The 21,523-nt window shown below is 46.1% G+C and carries 23 protein-coding genes; 9 read left to right on the top strand and 14 right to left on the bottom strand.

The annotated features are described in order from the left end of the window. The first annotated feature begins 27 nt into the window (after positions 1-27). Positions 28-1,239 carry an FAD-binding oxidoreductase gene (locus Q7V21_RS05740; RefSeq protein ID WP_304916354.1) on the top strand — a complete coding sequence of 404 codons (1,212 nt, stop codon included), beginning with the start codon at positions 28-30 and terminating at the stop codon, positions 1,237-1,239. Here the strand turns inward: Q7V21_RS05740 and chrA are convergent. Both chrA and rluD read right to left on the bottom strand, forming a co-directional pair. After that, positions 1,231-2,424 carry a chromate efflux transporter gene (gene chrA / locus Q7V21_RS05735; protein WP_304916353.1) on the bottom strand — a complete coding sequence of 398 codons (1,194 nt, stop codon included), beginning with the start codon at positions 2,422-2,424 and terminating at the stop codon, positions 1,231-1,233. The two genes, Q7V21_RS05740 and chrA, sit on opposite strands and share 9 nt — an antisense overlap. A 12-nt stretch (positions 2,425-2,436) precedes the next feature. Further along, positions 2,437-3,405 (bottom strand): 23S rRNA pseudouridine(1911/1915/1917) synthase RluD, encoded by a 969-nt coding sequence (gene rluD, locus Q7V21_RS05730; protein ID WP_304916352.1) that lies wholly within the window; start codon positions 3,403-3,405, stop codon positions 2,437-2,439. Positions 3,406-3,482: 77 nt separating this feature from the next. On the opposite strand from rluD, the gene Q7V21_RS05725 reads away from it, so the two are divergent. Next, positions 3,483-3,767, top strand: coding sequence for a c-type cytochrome (locus Q7V21_RS05725; RefSeq protein WP_304916351.1), 285 nt, complete (start codon positions 3,483-3,485; stop codon positions 3,765-3,767). On the opposite strand, the gene mutM is transcribed toward Q7V21_RS05725, so the two are convergent. The 12 genes from mutM to gatC form a co-directional block, all read right to left on the bottom strand. Further along, positions 3,768-4,586 carry a bifunctional DNA-formamidopyrimidine glycosylase/DNA-(apurinic or apyrimidinic site) lyase gene (gene mutM, locus Q7V21_RS05720; RefSeq protein ID WP_304916350.1) on the bottom strand — a complete coding sequence of 273 codons (819 nt, stop codon included), beginning with the start codon at positions 4,584-4,586 and terminating at the stop codon, positions 3,768-3,770. 3 nt (positions 4,587-4,589) lie between these two features. Continuing rightward, positions 4,590-5,459, bottom strand: coding sequence for a DUF4340 domain-containing protein (locus tag Q7V21_RS05715; protein ID WP_304916349.1), 870 nt, complete (start codon positions 5,457-5,459; stop codon positions 4,590-4,592). Further along, positions 5,456-6,823 carry a GldG family protein gene (locus Q7V21_RS05710; RefSeq protein WP_304916348.1) on the bottom strand — a complete coding sequence of 456 codons (1,368 nt, stop codon included), beginning with the start codon at positions 6,821-6,823 and terminating at the stop codon, positions 5,456-5,458. The genes Q7V21_RS05715 and Q7V21_RS05710 overlap by 4 nt, the downstream gene beginning before the upstream one ends. Beyond that, complete coding sequence (locus tag Q7V21_RS05705) at positions 6,823-7,572, bottom strand: ABC transporter permease (RefSeq protein ID WP_304916347.1); 750 nt, start codon at positions 7,570-7,572, stop codon at positions 6,823-6,825. Before Q7V21_RS05705 ends, Q7V21_RS05710 begins: the two co-directional genes overlap by 1 nt. After that, complete coding sequence (locus Q7V21_RS05700; protein ID WP_304916346.1) at positions 7,572-8,516, bottom strand: ABC transporter ATP-binding protein; 945 nt, start codon at positions 8,514-8,516, stop codon at positions 7,572-7,574. Before Q7V21_RS05700 ends, Q7V21_RS05705 begins: the two co-directional genes overlap by 1 nt. A gap of 6 nt (positions 8,517-8,522) precedes the next feature. Then, complete coding sequence (locus Q7V21_RS05695; protein WP_304916345.1) at positions 8,523-9,737, bottom strand: EAL and HDOD domain-containing protein; 1,215 nt, start codon at positions 9,735-9,737, stop codon at positions 8,523-8,525. A 107-nt stretch (positions 9,738-9,844) separates the two neighbouring features. Beyond that, positions 9,845-10,000 (bottom strand): 50S ribosomal protein L33, encoded by a 156-nt coding sequence (rpmG, locus tag Q7V21_RS05690; RefSeq protein WP_069295571.1) that lies wholly within the window; start codon positions 9,998-10,000, stop codon positions 9,845-9,847. Between the two features lie 11 nt (positions 10,001-10,011). Beyond that, complete coding sequence (gene rpmB / locus Q7V21_RS05685; RefSeq protein ID WP_226070964.1) at positions 10,012-10,248, bottom strand: 50S ribosomal protein L28; 237 nt, start codon at positions 10,246-10,248, stop codon at positions 10,012-10,014. Between the two features lie 123 nt (positions 10,249-10,371). Beyond that, the gene (locus Q7V21_RS05680) at positions 10,372-10,875 is read right to left on the bottom strand and encodes a peroxiredoxin (protein ID WP_304916344.1); all 504 of its coding nucleotides are present in this window, start codon (positions 10,873-10,875) and stop codon (positions 10,372-10,374) included. A gap of 8 nt (positions 10,876-10,883) precedes the next feature. Further along, complete coding sequence (locus Q7V21_RS05675; protein WP_304916343.1) at positions 10,884-12,515, bottom strand: acetolactate synthase large subunit; 1,632 nt, start codon at positions 12,513-12,515, stop codon at positions 10,884-10,886. A gap of 162 nt (positions 12,516-12,677) precedes the next feature. Then, on the bottom strand, positions 12,678-14,132 hold the full coding sequence (gene gatA, locus Q7V21_RS05670) for an Asp-tRNA(Asn)/Glu-tRNA(Gln) amidotransferase subunit GatA (RefSeq protein WP_304916342.1): 1,455 nt from the start codon (positions 14,130-14,132) through the stop codon (positions 12,678-12,680). A gap of 20 nt (positions 14,133-14,152) precedes the next feature. Then, a complete protein-coding gene (gatC, locus tag Q7V21_RS05665; protein ID WP_304916341.1) occupies positions 14,153-14,440 on the bottom strand; it encodes an Asp-tRNA(Asn)/Glu-tRNA(Gln) amidotransferase subunit GatC in 288 nt (95 codons plus the stop codon). 120 nt (positions 14,441-14,560) lie between these two features. Here gatC and Q7V21_RS05660 point away from each other — a divergent pair, with 120 nt between their 5' ends. From Q7V21_RS05660 to Q7V21_RS05630, 7 genes are all read left to right on the top strand, one after another. Next, positions 14,561-15,607 carry a rod shape-determining protein gene (locus Q7V21_RS05660; protein WP_041354692.1) on the top strand — a complete coding sequence of 349 codons (1,047 nt, stop codon included), beginning with the start codon at positions 14,561-14,563 and terminating at the stop codon, positions 15,605-15,607. An 84-nt stretch (positions 15,608-15,691) separates the two neighbouring features. After that, the gene (gene mreC / locus Q7V21_RS05655) at positions 15,692-16,630 is read left to right on the top strand and encodes a rod shape-determining protein MreC (RefSeq protein ID WP_304916360.1); all 939 of its coding nucleotides are present in this window, start codon (positions 15,692-15,694) and stop codon (positions 16,628-16,630) included. Beyond that, positions 16,630-17,106, top strand: coding sequence for a rod shape-determining protein MreD (mreD, locus tag Q7V21_RS05650; RefSeq protein ID WP_304916340.1), 477 nt, complete (start codon positions 16,630-16,632; stop codon positions 17,104-17,106). The genes mreC and mreD overlap by 1 nt, the downstream gene beginning before the upstream one ends. A gap of 2 nt (positions 17,107-17,108) precedes the next feature. Continuing rightward, complete coding sequence (mrdA, locus tag Q7V21_RS05645; protein WP_304916339.1) at positions 17,109-18,989, top strand: penicillin-binding protein 2; 1,881 nt, start codon at positions 17,109-17,111, stop codon at positions 18,987-18,989. A 22-nt stretch (positions 18,990-19,011) separates the two neighbouring features. Further along, positions 19,012-20,139, top strand: a complete 1,128-nt coding sequence (gene rodA / locus Q7V21_RS05640) for a rod shape-determining protein RodA (RefSeq protein ID WP_304916359.1) — start codon at positions 19,012-19,014, stop codon at positions 20,137-20,139. Further along, positions 20,136-21,116 carry a lytic murein transglycosylase B gene (gene mltB / locus Q7V21_RS05635; RefSeq protein ID WP_304916338.1) on the top strand — a complete coding sequence of 327 codons (981 nt, stop codon included), beginning with the start codon at positions 20,136-20,138 and terminating at the stop codon, positions 21,114-21,116. The genes rodA and mltB overlap by 4 nt, the downstream gene beginning before the upstream one ends. Beyond that, positions 21,113-21,523: septal ring lytic transglycosylase RlpA family protein (locus Q7V21_RS05630; RefSeq protein WP_304916337.1), on the top strand; the 411-nt coding region annotated here is incomplete at its 3' end. The genes mltB and Q7V21_RS05630, both read left to right, overlap by 4 nt.

Here is a 21,523-nt window from a genome sequence, read left to right as displayed (position 1 = left end):
CTTAGTCTGCAATAAAAGAACTGAAAAATGGATCTGAAAAGTGGTTATCCCTTCTGGGCGGTTAAAAATGGATTGATGCGGACCTTTCCTGCATTGGAACGGGATATTGAATGTGATGTGGCTGTGATTGGCGGTGGCATTACCGGTGCATTGATAGCTGATGATTTGAGTTCAAATGGTTATGCCGTTGCGGTTATCGAGCAACGCGATATTGGCTGGGGTAGCACAGCTGCCAGTACGGCGTTGCTGCAATATGAAATTGATACCCATTTAACGGAGCTGGCAGCGTTATACGGCGAAGTTGACGCGTTAAAGGCTTATCGAGCCTGTGCCGAAGCAATAACAGATTTAAAAAAACTTGCTGAGACAGTTGGTGATGTTGATTTCGAAATGCAGGAAAGTTTGTATTACGCCAGTCGCAGTCGTGATAAACAATCTCTCAAAGACGAATTTTTGTTACGAAAAAAACATGGATTTGATGTTGAATGGCTGGAGTCTGATGCGATAAAAAAACGCTATGGATTTAAATCACCTGGTGCCATTCTAAGCAAATTGGCTGCCCGAATTGATCCTTATCGTCTTGCTTCTAAGTTATTAGACAGATTGCATAATAGTGGCCATCACGTTTTTGACCGCACTGAGATCAAACAACTGAAACCGTCAGCAGATTCGGTGGAGATAATCACGACAACTGGACATAAAGTTCGCTGCCAGTATGTGATAGTGGCGACAGGCTATGCCAGTCAGAAATTGCTCAAACAAAATGTGGCGGCAAATCGCAGCAGCTATGCTTTTATCACCGATCCGATAGATCCTGAATTACTTGGCGAACTCAATAAAACCATGATGTGGGAATCCGCCAGACCTTATCTTTATATGCGGACGACGGGTGATGGCCGTTTATTAGTCGGTGGTGAAGATGATGATATTGATATACCGGCAAAACGCGATAAACGGGTCGATAAAAAAGCCCAGACTCTGGCAAAGAAAGTGGAAAAACTGTTTCCGAAATTACCTATGAATCCAACTTTTTCCTGGGCTGGAACCTTTGCTGAAACCGAAGATGGCTTGCCATTTTTTGGCCCCCACAAGCAATATGGTGAACGGGTACAGTTTGCCATGGCCTATGGCGGTAATGGCATTACCTACAGCATGATTGGTGCTGGTTTGTTAAGGGCCAATATCGAACAACGTGAGCATCCACTGGCGCAGTTATTCTCTTTTTCCAGATTAGACTAAGCTAACCATGACTGATGCAGCAACGCAGAACAACACCGTCCATAAAGCCGAGCGCTTCAGCACGTAAATAATCAAAAAGCCACCCAGTGCAATCAATAAATCCAGCCAGTTATTTACACCTTCGGTGAAAATAGGATCATACAATGCTGCAGCTAACAGGCCGACTACGGCTGCGTTAATCCCGGCAACTACTGCACCCGCATTAGGTAAATGAGCCAGTTGCTGCCATAGCGGTAACATCGCCAATAGCAATAAGAATCCAGGGAGGAAAATGGCGAGGGTCGCCAGCAGGGCATTCAAGCCTGACGGTAATTGTGTCGGAATTTCAGCACCGAGGTAGGTGGCAAAGGTAAATAATGGGCCTGGAACGGCCTGGGCAGCACCATAACCGGTTAAAAACTGATCAGTCGTTATCCATCCTGTTGCAACAGTTTGTTGTTCCAATAACGGTAATACCACATGGCCTCCACCGAACACCAATGCACCGGCCTGATAGAAGCCAGCAAACATATTGGTTGCATTGGGCTTGCTACCAGCAAACAGACTGAGAATCAGCAGCACCATAAACAGCACGAATAACAGCCACGCAGTTTGTTTGCCGTAATTCACCGGGAATTTAAAATCGGCAGATAGTTGTTGATGACGACATAAAAACCAGCCCGCCAAACCACCTAATAGAATCACCGCGATTTGCATAATCGCCAATTTGAAAATTAGCAGCAGTGCAAAACTGAATAAGGCAATCAAAATACGTTGCCAGTCTGGAGTCAGTTTTTGAGCCATACTAATAACAGCATGGGCGACGACAGCGACAGCGACCAGTTTTAAACCATCAATAATGGCTGTGCCAATAGTATTGTCAAAGTGATGGGCAATGGCAGCAAAAGCAAACAGCAATAATGCAGAGGGTAGGGTAAATGCAATAAAAGCGGCAATCGCACCCAGCCAGCCAGCTCGAAATAAACCAATGGAAAACCCCATCTGGCTACTGGCTGGGCCGGGTAGAAACTGGGTTACAGCGAGTAACTGAGAAAACTGTTGTTCAGAAAGCCACTGGCGTTTAGTGATAAATTCTGTGCGGTAATAACCAATATGGGCGATTGGACCACCAAACGCTGTTACGCCCAGTTTAAGAAAGGCTAAAAAAACGCTGAGAACATTATTCAGATTATGGTTTGCCTGCACGATTTAATCCTGTCATTGACCAATATGACTGCTTGCATCCTCTCGTAGCACGTCTAGTAATCGCTGCATATCCAGAGGTAACGGGATCTGCCAGCTTACTGGCTCACCTGTAGCAGGATGATCAAAGCCCAATAACCCCGCATGCAAAGCTTGGCGTCTGATATTCAGCAATGCGGCCAGGCAGCTTTCAGTCATTCCTTTAGGAATTTTGAAGCGACCACCGTATAACGGATCACCTAATAAAGGGTGACGAATATGTGCCATATGCACACGGATCTGATGGGTACGTCCGGTTTCCAGTTTGCAACGCAGATGAGTATGCGCACGAAAGCGTTCTTCGACTCGATAGTGTGTCACGGCAATTTTACCGTTTTGTGTCACTGCCATACGTTTACGATCAATATGATGACGACCGATTGGTTCATCGACAGTGCCACCGGCAGTAAATACGCCACAGGCAATGGCCTGGTATTCGCGTATCACACTGCGTTGTTGCAACTGACTGATCAAAGAATGATGCGCCTGTAGGGTTTTGGCGACCATTAATAAACCGGTGGTGTCTTTATCAATACGGTGCACAATACCGGCACGAGGAACATGAACTAGTTGCGGTGCATGTGCCAGCAGAGCGTTAACCATCGTGCCATTCTGATTGCCAGCGCCAGGGTGCACCACCATGCCGGCCGCTTTATTGATGATTAATACCTCATCATCTTCGTAAATGATATCCAGAGCAATCGGTTCAGCCTTCCAGTTATCATCATGAATAACTTGTTGTGCGGCAATTTCAATCTGATCGCCGGTGCGTACGGCATCTTTAGGCCGACAGCTTTGCTGATTCAACAAGACATCACCAGCTTTGATCCATTTTGTCAGCTGTCCGCGTGAGTATTCTGAGAACAGCTGTGCCAAGGCTTGATCTACGCGCAAGCCGCTTAATGACTCGGGAATCGTGGCTTCTAGTTTAATAATCTCAGTCATGAATGGCTTTGCATAAAATGGGTTGAGTATTATAACTTAGCTGGATACATCGCCGTGAAACAGGCGAAAGGGGAAATATGAAACGTTCGTTAATATGGCTGATTTTGCTTGTGGCTTCCAGCTGGGTTTATGCTGAACCGAATATGGCTTTACTGGCATCATCCTGCGCAGGCTGTCATGGCACCAATGGACACAGCAAAGGCGAGATGCCGAAACTCGCCGGTTTAGAGCAAGATTATTTTATTCAGCAGATGCAGGACTTTGCCAGCGGAGAAAGAGAATCTTCAGTGATGCGGCATCATGCTGCGGCGTATACTGAAGCCGAAATTCGTTTACTGGCAGAATATTTCGCTAAACAATAACTAACGTTTCTGGCAATGCGGACAGAAATAGGTCGCCCGCTGTGATTGTCGAATCAGTTCAATCGGATGACCACATTTTTTACAACCTTGATTGTGCCGAGCATACACCCATAATTCCTGGGCGAAATATCCCGGTTTACCTTCACTATCGCGAAAATCACGTAAGGTTGTTCCACCTGCGGCAATGGCTTTTTGTAAGGTCAATTTGATCGCTGCAACCAGTTTTTCAGCCTGAATTTTTGTCAGTTTTGCTGCAATAAGTTGCGGATGAATATTAGAGAGAAAAAGTGATTCACTGGCATAGATATTCCCTACACCCACCACGATTTCAGCATTCATGATGAATGTTTTGATACTTACCTGGCGTTTGCGACTACGTTGAAATAAATATTCGGCAGCAAATTCTTCATCCAGCGGTTCGGGCCCTAAATGATTCAGCAAAGGGTGTTGCATGGGCGGTTCACTGGTCCACAGAATAGCGCCAAAACGACGTGGATCGGTAAAACGCAGAATAATGTTATTGGCAAAAACGATGTCGACATGATCATGTTTTTCAGCAGGTTGAAACACCGTCAGAATGCGTAAACGGCCAGACATACCAAGATGAATAAACAAGGTGCCCGTTGTGGTGGTCAGCAATAAATATTTGGCGCGGCGGCTGACGGATTGAACTGTCTGTCCACAGAGTATTTCATCAAGATGGTCGGTAATCGGCCAACGCAGTCTGGAATCACGGATGATAACCTGTTGCACTTGCTGATTTTCAATGTAGGGCGCGATGCCACTGCGGGTAGTTTCGACTTCAGGTAATTCTGGCATGGGTTAATCGTTCAGTGAGAAGAGGGCTTCAATGATTTGGGCTGGGAACTGATACTGCAATTGTTGCTGCCGATCAGTAAGTGTCAGGCTATCGTTATTGAAGGTCACGACAAATTTACGTTGTGTATTATCAGCTAATTCAATCAGCACAAACGGCTTATCGTCAGCTATTTCAATATCTGGGTTGATTACCACCTGCATGGCATAGGCCTGTTGCCAATTCTGTACAAGTTTTAACAGCTTGTCTTGAGCATGATTGTCCGGGCTGGAGCGCCAGTTATTGCCTTGCTGATATATCGACAATGCTGCAAATAGCGGTTGATTTTGCTCATCTTGCAGTGCCGGTAACTCGATTGACTGGATATGACTTACCGGATCCAATAAGCGGTTATCGACAAAACTGCTGGCACTGGCAGAGAGCAGTGGCGAAATATCATCATGGATTAAATAAATTTGCTGGTTATGCTGAATATAACGCTGACCAGTTAGCATTTCTGTATCACCAAACGCAAAAGACTGCTTATTAAACTGCAAAATTAAATTCGGTTGTTGCAAACCAAACTCAGCAAGATTGGTGTTCTCTGTTATTGGAATCGGTGACTGAACGGGCTGATCTAGCAGGCTTAACAACAACTTGATACGGGTCTGATTCGCTCGGGCCTGGATCGGCTCGATCAACTGCCATTGCTGATCCAATTGCAGTTGAATGGTTTGCTGTTCTTGGCGATGAATTTCAATTTCATTCACCTGACTGGTGCGAATACTGTCGGACAGTGTTGAGACTGATGGTGATGTGTTGGATTCGGTCATCAACCAAACTAACAGAATCGCTACCACCAATAACAATAGATTGGTCAGGTAAGTACTTTTCATCGACGTCTTCTAATCCACCAGATGCATAAGCCAATGATGAATAAGCTCACCGGTAAAATGACTAAAAAACCTAATCCAATCAGCAGCGATTGTCGATCAGTTAATACCAGTTGATTATCGCGGGTTTTGATTAACGGGATCTGTATAGCATCATCTTCCGCCACCAACCAGTTTACCAAGGACATAGCCAGTTCAAGATTGGCTGCAGTGCCAAGGTATAAATTGGAAACAAAGTCACCGTCACCAAATACGGCCACACGTTGTTTTTGGTTAGCAGCCAGGTTTTTTTCCAGTAACACACTCAACATTAATGGGCCGGGAATATCCAGATCTTCGTCAAACTGCAAGTTGTCCAGATTTGCCAGATTAATATCAGCCAATTCAGACCAGCTGTCACTCTGTGACTGCATCAGCTGCGTGATTTGCCAGTCAGATTCAGCATCAGATAATTGTATGCCATGGGCACCAGGCATTAATGTAACACTGGAGGTCGCGGCAGTGACGGGATGATTGGCATAGTCCGTCACTATCACAAAACGAGGATCCTCAAGGCCTAACTTGGCCGCATTCGGATCTACCATAGTGCCGGGCACAAAACTCAGATTAAGGTACTCGCTGATAGAGTGGAGGCCGATATCAGTATCTGGTTCGCTCAACCAGAGCAGATTGCCACCTTGCTGCAGATATTGCTTCAGTTGAAGCATATCTTTTTCTGGCCAGACAGTTTGAGAGCTGGCAATAACCAACACAATATTATCGTCAGCACTGATGTTTTGTATGGCTTTGCTTATCGATAGCGACTGTACCTCAAAGCCGGTTATGCTGAGTTGGTTGCGCCACTGCGCCATATCAAAGGCTGCGTCACCGACAATATCGCGTTCGCCATGGCCGGTCACAAACATCAGCTTGGGTAAATTGCTGCGGCTGACTTTTATAATGGCATTGCTCAGGGATTGCTCAGATAAATCCAACACATGTTGCTGCCCCTGTTGGCCTGTCACCACGATTTCCGCTTGCTGTTGAATGGCGAGTTCGCGCACCCGTTGCGGTTGTGTCACAGGATCGATATAGGTGATGGTTAGATGCTGGCTATGTTGCCGATAGCGCTCTAGTAAGTTCTCAGCCGCTTTTTGATATTGATGTCCCGGGCTTATGAACACTTCAATCGAAACTGGACTATCAAGCGAACGCAAAAATTCAGTGGTGTTGGCTGAAAGGGTATGACGTTGGTTAGCTGTCCAGTCGGCTTCAAAAAAGTATCGATTGGATAAGACCGCTACTGCGATAATGACTATCAGCAATAACAGGTAAAAAATAACCTGCTGCAAGCGATGCTGATATTTAAAGTGTTTTGACATCTTCATTAACTCAGCCTCGCTGCATCAAGACGGCGAATAGTCAGCAGAAGAAAAACCACGCAAAACAAGGCAAAAAAGCTCAGATCGATACTGTTGATTTGTCCGGCCAGCAATGGTTGAAAATGTCCTAACAACGATAACCAGCCCAACCAGTTTACCTCTCCGGCAATAGCACTGGCGGCAGCAAAATCAATGATCCACAACAAAAACAGCAGACAGAATGTCATTACTGCCGCAATGATGGGTTGTGTGGTGAGTGAAGATAAATAGATCCCGGCCGCCACAAAGCTGGCCACCAGTAATATCAGTCCAAGCATGCCAGCGCTAAGCTGGTAAAGATCAATGGCAGAGCCAGCTATAAGTGATATTGGCATCAATGCAATCAGTGTTAACTGCAGTAGAAAAAAACCGAGATAACCGAGATATTTACCAAGAACAATCTGACTGGCAGAAAGCGGGGCAGAGATCAGCAACGGCAAACTGTGATTCCGATGTTCATCAGCAAACGCGCGCATGGTGATAAACGGCGCGATCATCAGCAGCACTAAAGCGGCATTATTTAATAACGGTGCAATAACCAGTTCAGTGACACCGGGCGCACCTGGAATGGCCGAAATCTGCCCCTGGATCTGTGCAAAATAATCAATATGGCTGAGAAACAGATACGCCAGTAAAAACTGTACCAAAGCCAGCATCACCCAGGCGAACGGCGATAAAAACAACCGTGATAATTCCAGTCTGGCTAAACACCACATTAATTGTTTACCTCAGCAGCAGCTGTATCTATATTGATTAGCTGCATAAAAATATCTTCCAGTGAATCCTGTTCACGAACCAGCTCTTGCAGTTGCCAGTGTTTTGTAACAGCGTGGCTTAACAGGTTTTCAGTAGGATCATTTTCCGGGTGATAGAGGATACGCAATTGCTGAGCAGATAAAACCTCAACCGACGCAACATGTTGCAATGATTGTATTTCGTAAACAGGAGGGGGATTAGCAAAACTGATGCGGAGGCGGCTATTTTGTCGTTGCTGGTGCAGGGCGGTCAGGCTATCAGCGAATACCACCTGACCCTTACTGATAATTTGTACCCTATCACAGAGCATTTCCACTTCCGGCAGAATGTGGGTTGATAGAATCACGCTGTGCTCATTGGCGATTTCACGGATTAAGTCACGGATCTGACGGATTTGCAGAGGATCCAGACCGGAAGTTGGCTCATCAAGTATCACCACCGCGGGGCTATGTACAATGGCTTGAGCGATACCGGTTCGTTGCTGATAACCTTTAGATAACTGGCCGATCAAGCGCCGCCGAACCTCTCCAAGGCCACAACGTTCAATCACGGTATCGACAGCCGATTTCAATGATTTACCCTTCAGTCGATTGAGCCTGGCGCAATGCTGAAGATATTCGCTGACGGTCAGTTCTCGATATAGCGGAGGATTTTCCGGCAGGTAGCCTAATTGTGCTTTGGCTTGTTTTGGTTGCGACAATAAATCAAAACCATTAATACGGATTTCGCCATTGTCCGGTGCCAGATTGCCACTGAGCATTTTCATGGTGGTACTTTTGCCGGCACCATTGGGTCCGAGAAAACCCAGAATTTCTCCGCGTTTTACCGTGATATCGATATTTTGAACCGCGAGATTGGGGCCAAAAAAACGAGACAGATTTTGTGCTTCCAGCAAGATAGTCATAGCGCACTATAATACTGTTTTGGCTTGAATCGTCCACTCCGTTGCTTCAACATAAATATCACTCAAGGTTTCCAATGAAATTTCCTGAGTATCTATGTCATCCCATTGACCCTGCTCATAGGCAATAACAATATCCAGTAACTTACCTAATGGTCCACCTCGCTGGGTCAATGCCAGTTTTAATTCACCATTAAGCGGTAGAGAATGCATCAATTGATCCATCGGCATGCCGATCATTACGTCTATATTAGAAAACATGCCGGTCAGAAACCCGGTCTGATCCGAGAAACCATAATTGGGGGCCAGCTTTTCGCACATTTTGGCGCGGATCAGGGCATTGGTCATCAGTTCAGGCGGAACTGATTCAATGGCATTTAAAGCAATCAACGTTGTCCATGTTTTGATTGCTTTAAGACCAAGGATAATTAAGCCTTGTTGAAGGGAATCTACTTTTCGACGTAAGCCCATGGCGGCAGAATTCAGCAAGCGGAGCAATTTATAACTGAGCCCGATTTCCTGCATGATTAGCCGTTCAATTTCAGCAAATTCGATATCGGGATCCTGAAGTTTTTCAATTATCTGAAATAATTTAAGATGATTTTCGGGAACCGGCTTATCTTCAATGATGGTGGGCCGACAGAAGTAATATCCTTGAAACAGCTCAAAACCAAGCTGCATACAAAGATTGAATTGTTCGCGAGTTTCGATTTTTTCAGCCAGTAATCGCACCGGATATCGTTTCAATTCATTAACATGTTTGGTCAATGTTTGAGCGTCAACATCCAGAATGTCGACTTTGATGATTTTCGCCATTTTGACTAATGGTGCCAGCTGCTCGTTGTAGATAAAATCATCCAGCGCTAGGGTATACCCCTGATAAACCAGTTTTTTTACTGCATCCAGCAAGGGCTGATCGATTTCGATATCTTCGAGGACCTCAAGGACAATTTTTTCTTGAGTGAAAGGAATGGGATCATCGCTGAGCAAAAAGCTGCGAGTGAGATTGATAAAACCGATATGTTCACCAATAACGCGTTCAATACCGAGTTCCATAAAGGCATGATTGATAACCCGGCTAGTTGCCATATCGGCATTTTCAGCGGTTACCCCGGAAATATTACCTCCTCCTGCTCGAAATAAAAGTTCATAAGCATAAACATTCAAATCACGATCATAAATTGGTTGACGACCAATAATTACACGCGGTGCAACAATGCACATAATCTTTTTCCCGGAGATGTAAGGAATAATTCCTTATTTATTTTACCTGATCCAAAAAAAAACCCGCATTTAATAGCGGGTTTTTTTTGAAGCAGTTAACGGTATCGTTATTTGATTTTGGCTTCTTTGTACATCACGTGCTGACGGATAACAGGATCAAACTTTTTGATCTCCATTTTTTCCGGCATGGTGCGTTTGTTTTTATCAGTAGTGTAAAAATGACCTGTACCTGCTGATGAAACTAATTTGATTTTATCGCGCATGTCCTGACTCCTTAGATTTTTTCGCCGCGGCTACGGAGATCAGATAAAACGGTATCAATACCTCTTTTATCAATGATACGCAGACCATGATTGCTGACGCGTAGTTTTACCCAACGATTTTCAGACTCAACCCAAAAACGGTGAGAGTGAAGGTTTGGTAGGAAACGGCGTTTTGTTTTGTTGTGAGCGTGTGAAACGTTGTTACCGCTCATAGGGCGCTTGCCCGTTACCTGACATACTCTGGACATGTTAATCCTGCTCCTGATGCATTTTTAGTGACTGACGCGTCCTGCCAACGCATCATTCTGAATAACTAAGCCGGACTTTATACCATAACAGCTATCTGATGTGTAGCAGTTTTGCGCTATATATTAGCTAAGGCCCATTCTGTCGAGCTGGGTTGAAACGCTCTCTTTATCCAGTACGCCAATTTTGCGCATCACAATTTTGCCTTCCGGTGAAATCAGGTAATGAGTCGGCGTCACACGAACATTGTTAAAAGCTCTGGAAATTTCACCTTCACTATCCCAGACCAGTGTGTAAGGTAAGCCTCGTGCTTCACGCATTGCTTTGATATGTGATGGCGTGTCATGTGGCAGAGAAACACCAAGCATCACCAGCCCTTTTGCGGCATATTCTTCATGCAGGGCAATTAGCTCGGGCAGCTCCTGCACACAGGCTGGACAATCAGTGGCCCAGAAAATCATTAATATCGGCTTGCCAGCGTAATCGCTGAAATGATGTATTTCACCATCGACATCTTCAAACTGCAGTTCGGTATAAGCAGGTGCCGTGGCGTTTCGGTATAAAAACACGATGAATAACACAGCAAACAGCGCTGCAATAAAGGTAATAAAACGTTTTCCAGACTTCATTTTTTCTCTCAGGTTGGCTGGGTTAATTGACTTAGAGATTCTGTCAGTTTCAGGTTTTCCCGATAGTCCACCGGACAGTCGATAACGGTAACGGTGTTACGGTCCAACGCTTCTTTTAAAACTGAAATCAAATCTTCGGTCTTGTTCACTCTGACACCAGTGGCACCAAATGATTGCGCATACTGTACAAAATCTGGATTGCCGAATTTCACGTTGCTGGTGCGACCAAACTGATTCTGCTGTTTCCATTCGATTAAACCGTAACTGGCATCATTCCAAATCAAAATGACGATAGCGATGTTCAACCGCATGGCGGTTTCAATTTCCTGTGAGTTCATCAAAAAGCCGGCATCCCCCGTGACTGCTACCACTTTACGTTCCGGGTGGGCCAGTTTGGCGGCAATTGCGCCAGGTACTGCAATACCCATGCTGGCAAAGCCGTTAGAGATAATACAGGTGTTGGGATATTCACAGCGGAACATACGAGACATCCACATTTTGTGTGCACCAACATCACAAATCACGATATCTTTAAGATGCATGGCGGTACGCAGATCCCAGATGATTTTCTGGGGTTTAACGGGGAATTCTGTATCACGACGATGCTGATTCATTTCGGCAATCAGGCTGTCACGCAATGTGCGCATGGCCTTGCCTTCATGCGGCGTGGTTAATGCAGCAATTCGATTCAAACTGTGATTAATATTACCTACTACGCCCAGCACCACACTGTAATAGGCATCCACTTCAGCATGCGTTGAATCGATATGAATCAGGGTACGATCCCGCGTTGGATGCCATAGGTAGGGATGGTATTCAACCATATCGTAGCCGACGCAGATAATGACATCGGCATTGGCAAATCCTGTATTTACATAGTCATTTGACTGCAGACCGACACTGCCCAGCGACATGGGATGGCCAAACGGAATAACACCTTTAGCCATAAAAGTATTGGCAACCGGAATGCCCAGTTTCTCGGCAAACTCGGTTAAGGCTGTTGAAGCATTTGCACGAACGACACCATTACCCGCCAGAATAATCGGGTTTTGAGCATTGGCAATTAATTCTGCGGCGCGTTCGATATGCTCGGCTGCCGGTTCTGGAGGCGTGGCATGTTTTACTCGTAACGGCTTATCATCAATTTCCATTTCAGCAATATTTTCTGGAAATTCAATAAAGCAGGCACCGGTTTTTTCGGTCTGTGCCACTTTAAACGCTTTACGAACAATTTCTGGAATGACTTCCGGGCTGACAATGCGGGTGGAATATTTGGTGATCGGCAGAAACATTGCTTCCAGGTTAAGTACCTGATGTGATTCTTTATGAAGTCGATTGGTCGAGGCTTGTCCGGCAATCGCCACCAAGGGAGCATGATCCATATTGGCATCTGCGACTCCGGTAATCAGATTGGTCGCGCCTGGTCCCAGGGTTGCCATACAGACTCCGGCACGGCCAGTTAATCGACCATACACATCAGCCATAAAAGCAGCACCTTGTTCATGGCGGGTGGTGATAAACTTAATTGGCGAGTCAAGTAACGCATCCATAACATCCAGATTTTCCTCACCGGGAATACCGAAAACATATTCAACACCCTCGTTTTCCAGTGTGCGCACAAATAGCTCTGCTGCTTTCATTAATATGACTCCGTTAAATTGCCTTGGCGCAAGCATACCCTTTTTTATTTGCGGCAGGCGAGAGGCTGATTTGATTGTTACTGACGCGAATAATAACCGTTAAATATCTTGTGAGTTTGTATAAAAAATTGCCCTAAAAAAGGGGCTTTCGCCCCTTAGTTATTACTGAAATGCTTTAGGTATTTGCTTGTGCCAATCAGTGACTTGCTGGTATCGATGGGCGACATTAAGTAAACGTGCTTCATCAAAATAATTACCAATGATTTGCAGGCCTGCAGGTAATCCACCAGCAAAACCAGCCGGAATCGACATACCAGGAAGACCGGCGAGATTGGTGTTGATGGTGTAAATATCCGCCAGATACATCGCAACCGGATCATTCGTTTTATCGCCCAGTTTAAACGCAGTAGTCGGCGCGGTTGGACCCATGATGACATCAACTTCTTCAAAAGCCTTTTGAAAGTCATCACTGATCAAACGGCGGCATTTCTGAGCTTTAAGATAATACGCATCGTAATAACCGGCAGAAAGCGCATAGGTGCCGATCATGATGCGACGTTTAACTTCATCACCGAAACCTTCACCGCGTGAACGCTGATACAGATCCTGCAAGTCTTTAGGATCTTCACAGCGATGGCCGAAGCGCACGCCATCCATTCGCGAAAGATTCGATGAACATTCTGCAGGGGCAACGACGTAATAGGTGGGTATCGCAAGCGCAGTATTGGGCAGGCTGATTTCTTTAACGGTTGCTCCGAGTTTTTCGAATTCTTCGATGGCAGCATTAATGGTGGCAGCTACGTCAGCATCCAGACCTTCGCCGAAGTACTCTTTTGGCAGGCCAATGCGCAGACCTTCCAAAGAATCATTCAGATTGGCTGTGTAATCTGGAACATCACGTTCCACACTGGTTGAGTCACGCTCATCAAAACCTGACATAACGTTTAACAATAACGCGGCATCTTCAGCATTAGCTGCCATCGGTCCTGCCTGATCCAGACTGGATGCAAAGGCAATCATGCCATAACGCGAAACGCGACCATAAGTCGGTTTCAAACCGGTTAAGTTACATAAAGAAGATGGCTGACGAATCGAGCCACCTGTGTCCGTACCAGTTGCAATAGGAGCAAGACGTGCGGCCACTGCGGCAGCAGAACCACCAGATGATCCTCCCGGTACACGTTCAGTATCCCAAGGGTTTTTCACCGGGCCATAAAAGCTGGTTTCGTTGGATGAACCCATGGCAAATTCGTCCATATTGGTTTTACCCAACATGACCATGCCGCTGGCAGCGATTTTTTCAACTACTGTCGCATCGTAAGGGGCGACAAATTTATCGAGCATTTTAGAAGCACAGCTGGTGCGAACGCCTTTGGTACAGAAAATATCTTTATGCGCCATCGGGATGCCGGTCAATTTACCGGCAGTTTTGTCAGCAAATTGTTTATCAGCCGCTGCTGCCTGGGCAAGCGCACTTTCTTCGGTAATGCTGATAAAAGCATTCAAATTGCCATTATGCGTTTTGATGCGATTTAAAAAATGTTTAGTCAGTTCCACACTGGTGATGTCACCGTTGTGCAGCAAGGCTGAAAGTTCAGAAAGAGTTTTGTTATGCATGTGCTTGCCTGTGTTGGAATTTATTCGATGACTTGAGGAACCAGATAGACACCAGCTTCGGTTTTCGGGGCGATAGACTGGAATAATTCACGTTGATCGGTTTCTGTCACAACGTCTTCACGCAGTCTTTGATGAGCATCCAGTGGGTGCGCCATCGGGCTGACCGCATCAGTATCCACCGCACTCATCTGTTCAACCAAACCAAGGATATTATTCAAATCACGGGCGTAATCAGGAATGGTGCTTTCATCAATGGCGAGCCGCGCAAGATGCGCGATTTTTTCTACATCGGATTTATCTAAACTCATCAGTCGTCCCGTAAGTTAATTGATTTCACAAAGTTGAAGTTTAAATGATTAGTTGCTTGCCCAACAGACCTGAGCATTGCTAAAGTACTCATTTTACCTCTTCCGGATGTGGTTTCTTAAATGTTTGAACGTTTACGCGGGATATTCTCTAACGATCTGTCTATCGATCTGGGTACAGCAAATACGCTGATATATGTGCGAGGACGGGGCATCGTTTTGGATGAGCCCTCAGTAGTGGCAATTCGACAGGATAAAGGGCCGGGCGGCCCTCGCTCGATTGCTGCAGTAGGTGCAGAAGCAAAAAGAATGTTAGGTCGAACGCCTGGCAATATTACGGCGATTCGTCCTTTGAAAGATGGCGTTATCGCTGATTTCACCGTTACCGAAAAAATGCTGCAGCATTTTATTCGTAAAGTGCATGAAGGACGTTTTTTAAAGCCAAGTCCGCGCGTTTTAGTTTGTGTTCCATGTGGATCTACCCAAGTTGAACGTCGTGCGATTCGTGAATCTGCAGCAGGTGCCGGCGCTCGTGATGTGTTTCTGATTGAAGAGCCGATGGCCGCCGCAATTGGTGCTGGTATGCCAGTAGAAGAAGCCAGTGGTTCGATGGTATTGGATATCGGTGGTGGTACTACTGAAGTCGCCATTATTTCGCTCAACGGTATTGTTTACTCAGCTTCTGTACGCATCGGTGGTGACCTGTTCGATGAAGCCATTGTCAATTATGTGCGTCGTAATTACGGCACCTTGATCGGTGAAGCGACGGCTGAAAAAATCAAAAAAGAAATTGGCTCAGCATATCCCGGTAATGAAGTCAGAGAAATGGAAGTACGCGGCCGCAATCTGGCGGAAGGTATTCCCCGCAGTTTCACCTTGAACAGCAATGAAATTTTAGAAGCATTACAAGATCCGCTTGCGGGTATTGTTGCTGCAGTTAAAACAGCTCTGGAACAAACACCTCCTGAACTGGGGGCTGACGTTGCTGAACGAGGCATTGTGCTGACCGGCGGCGGCGCGTTGTTAAGAGATCTGGATCGTTTGCTGATGGAAGAAACTGGTTTGCCAGCCATTGTTGCAGAAGACCCGCTGACCTGTGTCGCCAGAGGTGGTGGCCGGGCATTAGAACTTATTGATGAACGCGGGAGCGACGTATTTACGTTTGAATAGCCTTCAGTAAGATTGATGTAGGTATTTGACCTTTACAAATAGCAAGCTTGTTTGTGAAGGTCTTTTCATTTTTGGAACTGAGCCATTAAACCGCTATTTACCCAGACACCGTCGTTAAATACCAGAATGCTACTTGCTGTAGTGGCCTCGGTATTACTGTATTTCCTGGATACGCGATTGGATTACTTCAAGCCCATCAGGGCAAGCCTGTCGACGGTCGTTTATCCTGTCCAAAAACTGGCTTCAATGCCAGATGAGGTTGTCTCCTGGTTTGGCGAGTTATTTCAGGGGCATCAACAGTTGCGTGAAAAAATCATGACATTGGAAGCGCAAAATCTGACCAACAGTGTCCGCATGCAAAAAATGCAGGCTTTGGAAAGCGAAAACATGCGTTTGCGTGAACTGCTCGGTTCCTCATTTCGCTTACAGGAACGAGTGCAGGTAGCCGAGTTGCTCAGCGTCGACTTAGCTCCCTTTTATCAACATGTCATCATTGATAAGGGCGTGTCTTTTGGTGTTTACGATGGGCAGCCGGTGCTGGATTCTTTGGGCGTGATGGGGCAAGTCGCGGAAGTCAGTCAGTTTTCCAGCCGTGTAGTGTTACTCACAGATCCTAGCCACAGTATTCCAGTACAAATCGTCAGAAATGGTTTACGTGCGGTGGTTACAGGTCGTGGTCTTGGCGAAGCGCTGCAGATGGAGTTCTTACCGCATAATGCTGATGTACGCGTAGGTGATCTAGTTGTAACCTCAGGTTTAGGCGGTCGTTTTCCGGTGGGATATCCAGTTGGTTCCATCATTTCGGTCGACTTTCCTCAGGGTAAATCCTTTGCAGAAATTGCTGTTGCACCCGCTGCTCGTTTATCGACCAGTCGAGAAGTGATGCTGGTCTTACCCGGTGAAAAAATTGATTTTGGTATTACTTACCCTTTGCAGATTGAAAATAGTGATGAGCAAAACTTGCAAGATCCTTCGGTCGAGAATGGGCCTGATACACAAACGCAAGTTGAGGGAAGTAACTGATGGCGATGGTTAAGTCACAACATACCAGTGTGATTTACATTACCTTGCTTATTGCTATTTTATTATTGCTGGTACCGTTACCTGATAATTTGCGTTATGCCCGCCCTGAGTGGGTGGTGATGACTTTGATTTACTGGGCGATGGCTTTGCCACAGCGGGTCAGCATCGGTGTTGCATGGTTTACCGGGTTGGTAGTTGATGTGGTAACAGGTGGCGTGTTGGGTATTCATGCCTTTGCCTATTCGCTGGTGATTTATCTGGTGGGTCGTTTGCACTTGCAACTCCGTCAATATCCACTATGGCAGCAAGCTATCACCATATTGTCTCTGGTTTTTCTGGTGCACTTTACCGTTATGTTTAATGCGCCCATCAGCTTTAGCTGGACTAACTGGATGACCATACTGACCAGTACGCTGGTTTGGCCGCTGGTTTATGCCGTATTAAGGAAAATACGTCGTAGTTTTCAGGTGAGCTGATCGTGATAGATCACCGTCACCGGCTTAAAGATCATTTTCGCGAAAGCCGATTGGTCAGCAATCGGCTGATATTTGCCGGTCTTTTTTTCTTGATTTTGTTCGGCATTATCTTTTTCCGTCTGGTCATGCTGCAAATTGTTGAGTTTGAACATTTTGACTCATTGTCCAACCGTAACCGTGTAGCTATCGAGCCTTTACCACCGCAACGCGGGCTGATCTATGATCGTAATGGCGTGTTACTGGCAGAAAATATTCCAACCTTCAGTTTGGAGCTGATCCCGGAAAAAGTTAAAAACCTCGATGAAACAATCGCCGAGCTGGCCGAATTATTGTCGCTAACCGAGGAAGATATCGAGGCTTTTAAAGAACGGCGACAACGTCATCGGGCTTTTGAAGAAATAGTCGTTCGTAACCAGCTGACGCAAAAAGAAGTTGCAATATTTTCAGTGAATCGGCATCGATTTCCTGGGGTTGATGTTGTCGGCCGGTTGATTCGTCATTACCCACATGGAATGCTTTTTGGACATTCTGTTGGCTATGTCGGCCGAATTAACCAGCAAGAGATGCAGGTTATTGATCGGCAGAATTATAAAGGCACCTTACAGATTGGTAAGAGTGGTGTTGAAAAACAATATGAAGCTCTGTTGCACGGCAAGGTAGGCTATCGCCAAGTCGAAACTAATGTGCAAGGCCGAACCGTTAGAGAGCTTTTCAGTGAGCCGGCTACCGCAGGCCAGGATTTATATCTGCATTTGGATATCAATCTGCAAAAAGCGGCTTCCGAAGCCTTGGGCGAATACAATGGTTCAGTCGTGGTATTGGACACCCGCAATGGTGGGGTTTTAGCTCTGGTCAGTAAACCTGACTATGATCCAAATCCTTTTGTTACCGGCATCAGCACCAAAGATTATGCAGAGTTACGCGATAATCCCGAACAGCCTTTATATAACAGAGCACTACGTGGCCATTATCCTCCTGGCTCGACTTTCAAGCCTTTTGTGGCTTTGGCTGGACTGGAGTTAAATGTCGTCACCCAGCAAAGTCGGACGTTTTGTCCCGGTTTTTATACTCTGCCTGGGCATGATCACCGTTATCGCTGCTGGCGGCGACAAGGTCACGCTCATGTGGATTTGAAAAGTGCGATGGCAGAATCCTGCGATGTGTATTTTTATGATTTAGCCCACGCTTTAGGTATAGATCGACTGCATAATTTTCTTGATTATTTTGGCTTTGGCAAGCTGACAGGAATTGATGTGCCAGGTGAAAGCCGAGGGCTTTCGCCATCAAGAGAGTGGAAGCGGGCACAACGCAATCAGGCATGGTTTCCTGGCGAAACGTTGATTTCGGGCATTGGACAAGGGTTTAATCAAACTACACCGGTGCAATTGGCGCACGCTACAGCAACTTTGGGTATGTTAGGAACAGTCTATAAACCGCAAATGGTGCGTGCGACAAAATCAGACAGTGATGAAGGCATGCAATTAATTGGTGCACAACAGAGTGAAAGTTTACCGATCCAAAAAACCAGTAACTGGCAGGCAGTTATCGATTCTATGGTTGAAGTGGTACACGGTAAACGCGGCACTGCGCGCCATATTGGAGAAAACTTACCGTTCAAAATTGCAGGAAAAACCGGTACCGCCCAAGTATTTGGAATTGCTCAAGATGCAAAATATGATGCAGAAACCTTGGCAAAAAAACTACATGACCATGCTTTATTTGTGGCGTTTGCTCCTGCTGATGAACCTGAAATCGCCATTTCGGTCATTGTCGAAAACGGCGGTAGTGGTAGTGCTGTTGCCGCGCCTGTCGCACGCAAGTTAATCGATGTGTACTTTGGGTTAGAAACAGAGAAAGAGAGCGATGAATCAATTACTGAATGAGCGTCGCATTCCACCAAGAGCGATGAGCCAGCTTCAGGATCGTCGCAAGGTGGTCAGGTTTCAATGGTCATCATTGCTGCAGCGTATGCATCTGGACGGTTTTTTGGTCTTGGGACTGTTGGCGCTGCTGCTGTTCAGTGCGGTGGTGTTATATAGCAGTGGTGGTGAGGATATCGGCTTATTAATTCGCCAGGGTATTCGGATGCTGGTTGCCATCGTGGTGATGATTACTCTGGCGCAAATCCACCCTGACCGGCTGAAAGATATCGCCTTCTGGATATATGGTGTCGGCGTATTAATGCTGATTGCGGTTTTGTTGTTTGGCACCATTGGTAAAGGTGCCCAGCGTTGGCTGGATTTAGGTTTTTTTCGCTTTCAACCTTCTGAAATCATGAAGTTGGCGGTGCCGTTGGTCGTTGCTGTTTATCTGGCTGAGCGGCCTTTGCCGCCAAGTTTTGCCAGATTATTTTTTGCAGTATTGATGATTGCTATTCCTGTGTTATTGATCGGCAAGCAACCAGATCTGGGCACAGCATTACTGATTGGCAGTTCTGGACTGATTGTGGTGTTTTTATCGGGCGTCTCCTGGCGGTTAATTATGGGTTTTGGGGTGTTGATTGCATCGGCAGCTCCGGTTTTATGGTATTTCATGCACGATTATCAGCGCCGCCGGGTATTAACCTTATTTAATCCCGAATCTGATCCACTGGGTGCTGGATACCATATTATTCAGTCAAAAATCGCGATTGGTTCGGGTGGTTTGCATGGACGTGGCTGGTTGCAAGGCACGCAGTCACACCTGGAATTTTTACCGGAACGTTCGACTGATTTTATCTTTGCGGTGATTGCAGAAGAATTTGGTTTGGTAGGCCTTATAGTGCTCATTAGCGTGTATCTGTTGATTACAGCAAGAGGACTCTACATCGCCGCTCAAGCGCAGATGAGTTATATGAAATTATTGGCTGGCAGTATTGCCATTACATTTCTGGTCTATGTTTTTGTAAATGTTGGAATGGTTACTGGTCTATTACCTGTTGTCGGGGTACCGCTACCACTTATCAGTTATGGAGGCACATCTATGGTGACCTTGTTGGCTGGGTTCGGTATCCTGATGTCTATACACACCCATCGGAGGATGATGTCACCGTGAAGAAGCACATCGCAGCCACATTGTTAAGCTTGGCGCTAACACCTGCATATGCCAATCCAGAATTACCGGATTTGGATATTTTTATTAATGAAATGGTGCAGGAGCACGATTTTGACCGGTCTGAACTGGAAGCCCTGTTTGCTCAGGTTGAAGTTAAGGACAGCATTCTTAAAGCGATATCCAAACCTGCGGAGAGAAGTAAACCCTGGTATGAGTACCGGCAGATCTTTCTAGATCAGGCGCGTATTAACGCCGGTATTGCCTATTGGAAAAAACATGAAAAGGCTTTGACGCGGGCGGAGGAAGAACTGGGTGTGCCGGCAGAGATTATCCTGGCAATTCTCGGCGTAGAAACACGCTTTGGCGGCAATATGGGCAGCTTTCGGGTAGTTGATGCTTTATCTACTCTGGCATTTCGTTACCCACCGCGCAGTCCATTTTTCCGTTCAGAGTTGAAAAACTTTTTAATTCTGACTCGTGAAGAGGAAATGTCACAGCTGGAACCCGTAGGTTCCTATGCCGGAGCGATGGGCCTTGGACAGTTTATGCCAAGCAGTTTCCGCGAATATGCCGTGGATTTTGATGGTGATGGTCATCGCGATATCTGGACCAATCCAACCGATGCGATTGGCAGTATTGCCAATTACTTACGTCGTCATGGGTGGCAGCCAGGACAGACCATGGTGCATCCGACTCAGTATCAGGGAAGTGATTTGCCACAGGATTTAATTGATAGGGGCCTGAAACCGAGCGTAACCCGTGAAGAATTACGCAAATCAGGACTCTCGACTGCCCATTTGCCCGAAGGTGATGATGCCATTACGGTTTTCAGCTTGACCCAGCCCGACGGTGAAGAACTTTGGTTAGGACGACAAAACTTTTATGCCATTACCCGTTACAATCACAGCCGTATGTATGCCATGGCAGTTATTCAGCTTTCAGAAGCGATTCGTAGTGGATATGAGTCATCAAAATGAAGCGCGGTATTGTTAAATATTTGACCTTATCGGTGATGCTCACAGGACTCTGGTCCTGTGGAACCGTCACAGAACAAAAAGACGGTGCGCCCAGAGTCAAACCGGATGTGGCCAATATTCCGGATGCGGTACCTCGTGATGAACCGCGAAGCAAATATGGCAATCCGGCTTCATATGAAGTATTTGGCAAGCGTTATTACACCCTTGCCAGCAGTGAAAACTATGTAGAGCGGGGCAAGGCTTCATGGTATGGCACTAAGTTTCACGGTCGACGTACTTCCAGTGGCGAGCCTTATGATATGTATGCGATGACTGCTGCGCACAAAACGCTGCCGTTACCCAGTTATGCTGAAGTCACCAATTTGGATAACGGACGTAAGGTGGTGGTTAAGATTAATGACCGTGGT

The sequence above is a fragment of the Methylophaga sp. genome, from assembly GCF_030651745.1.
Note: the sequence above shows the minus strand (reverse complement) of the source record. Positions and strands in the feature narration are given on the sequence as shown.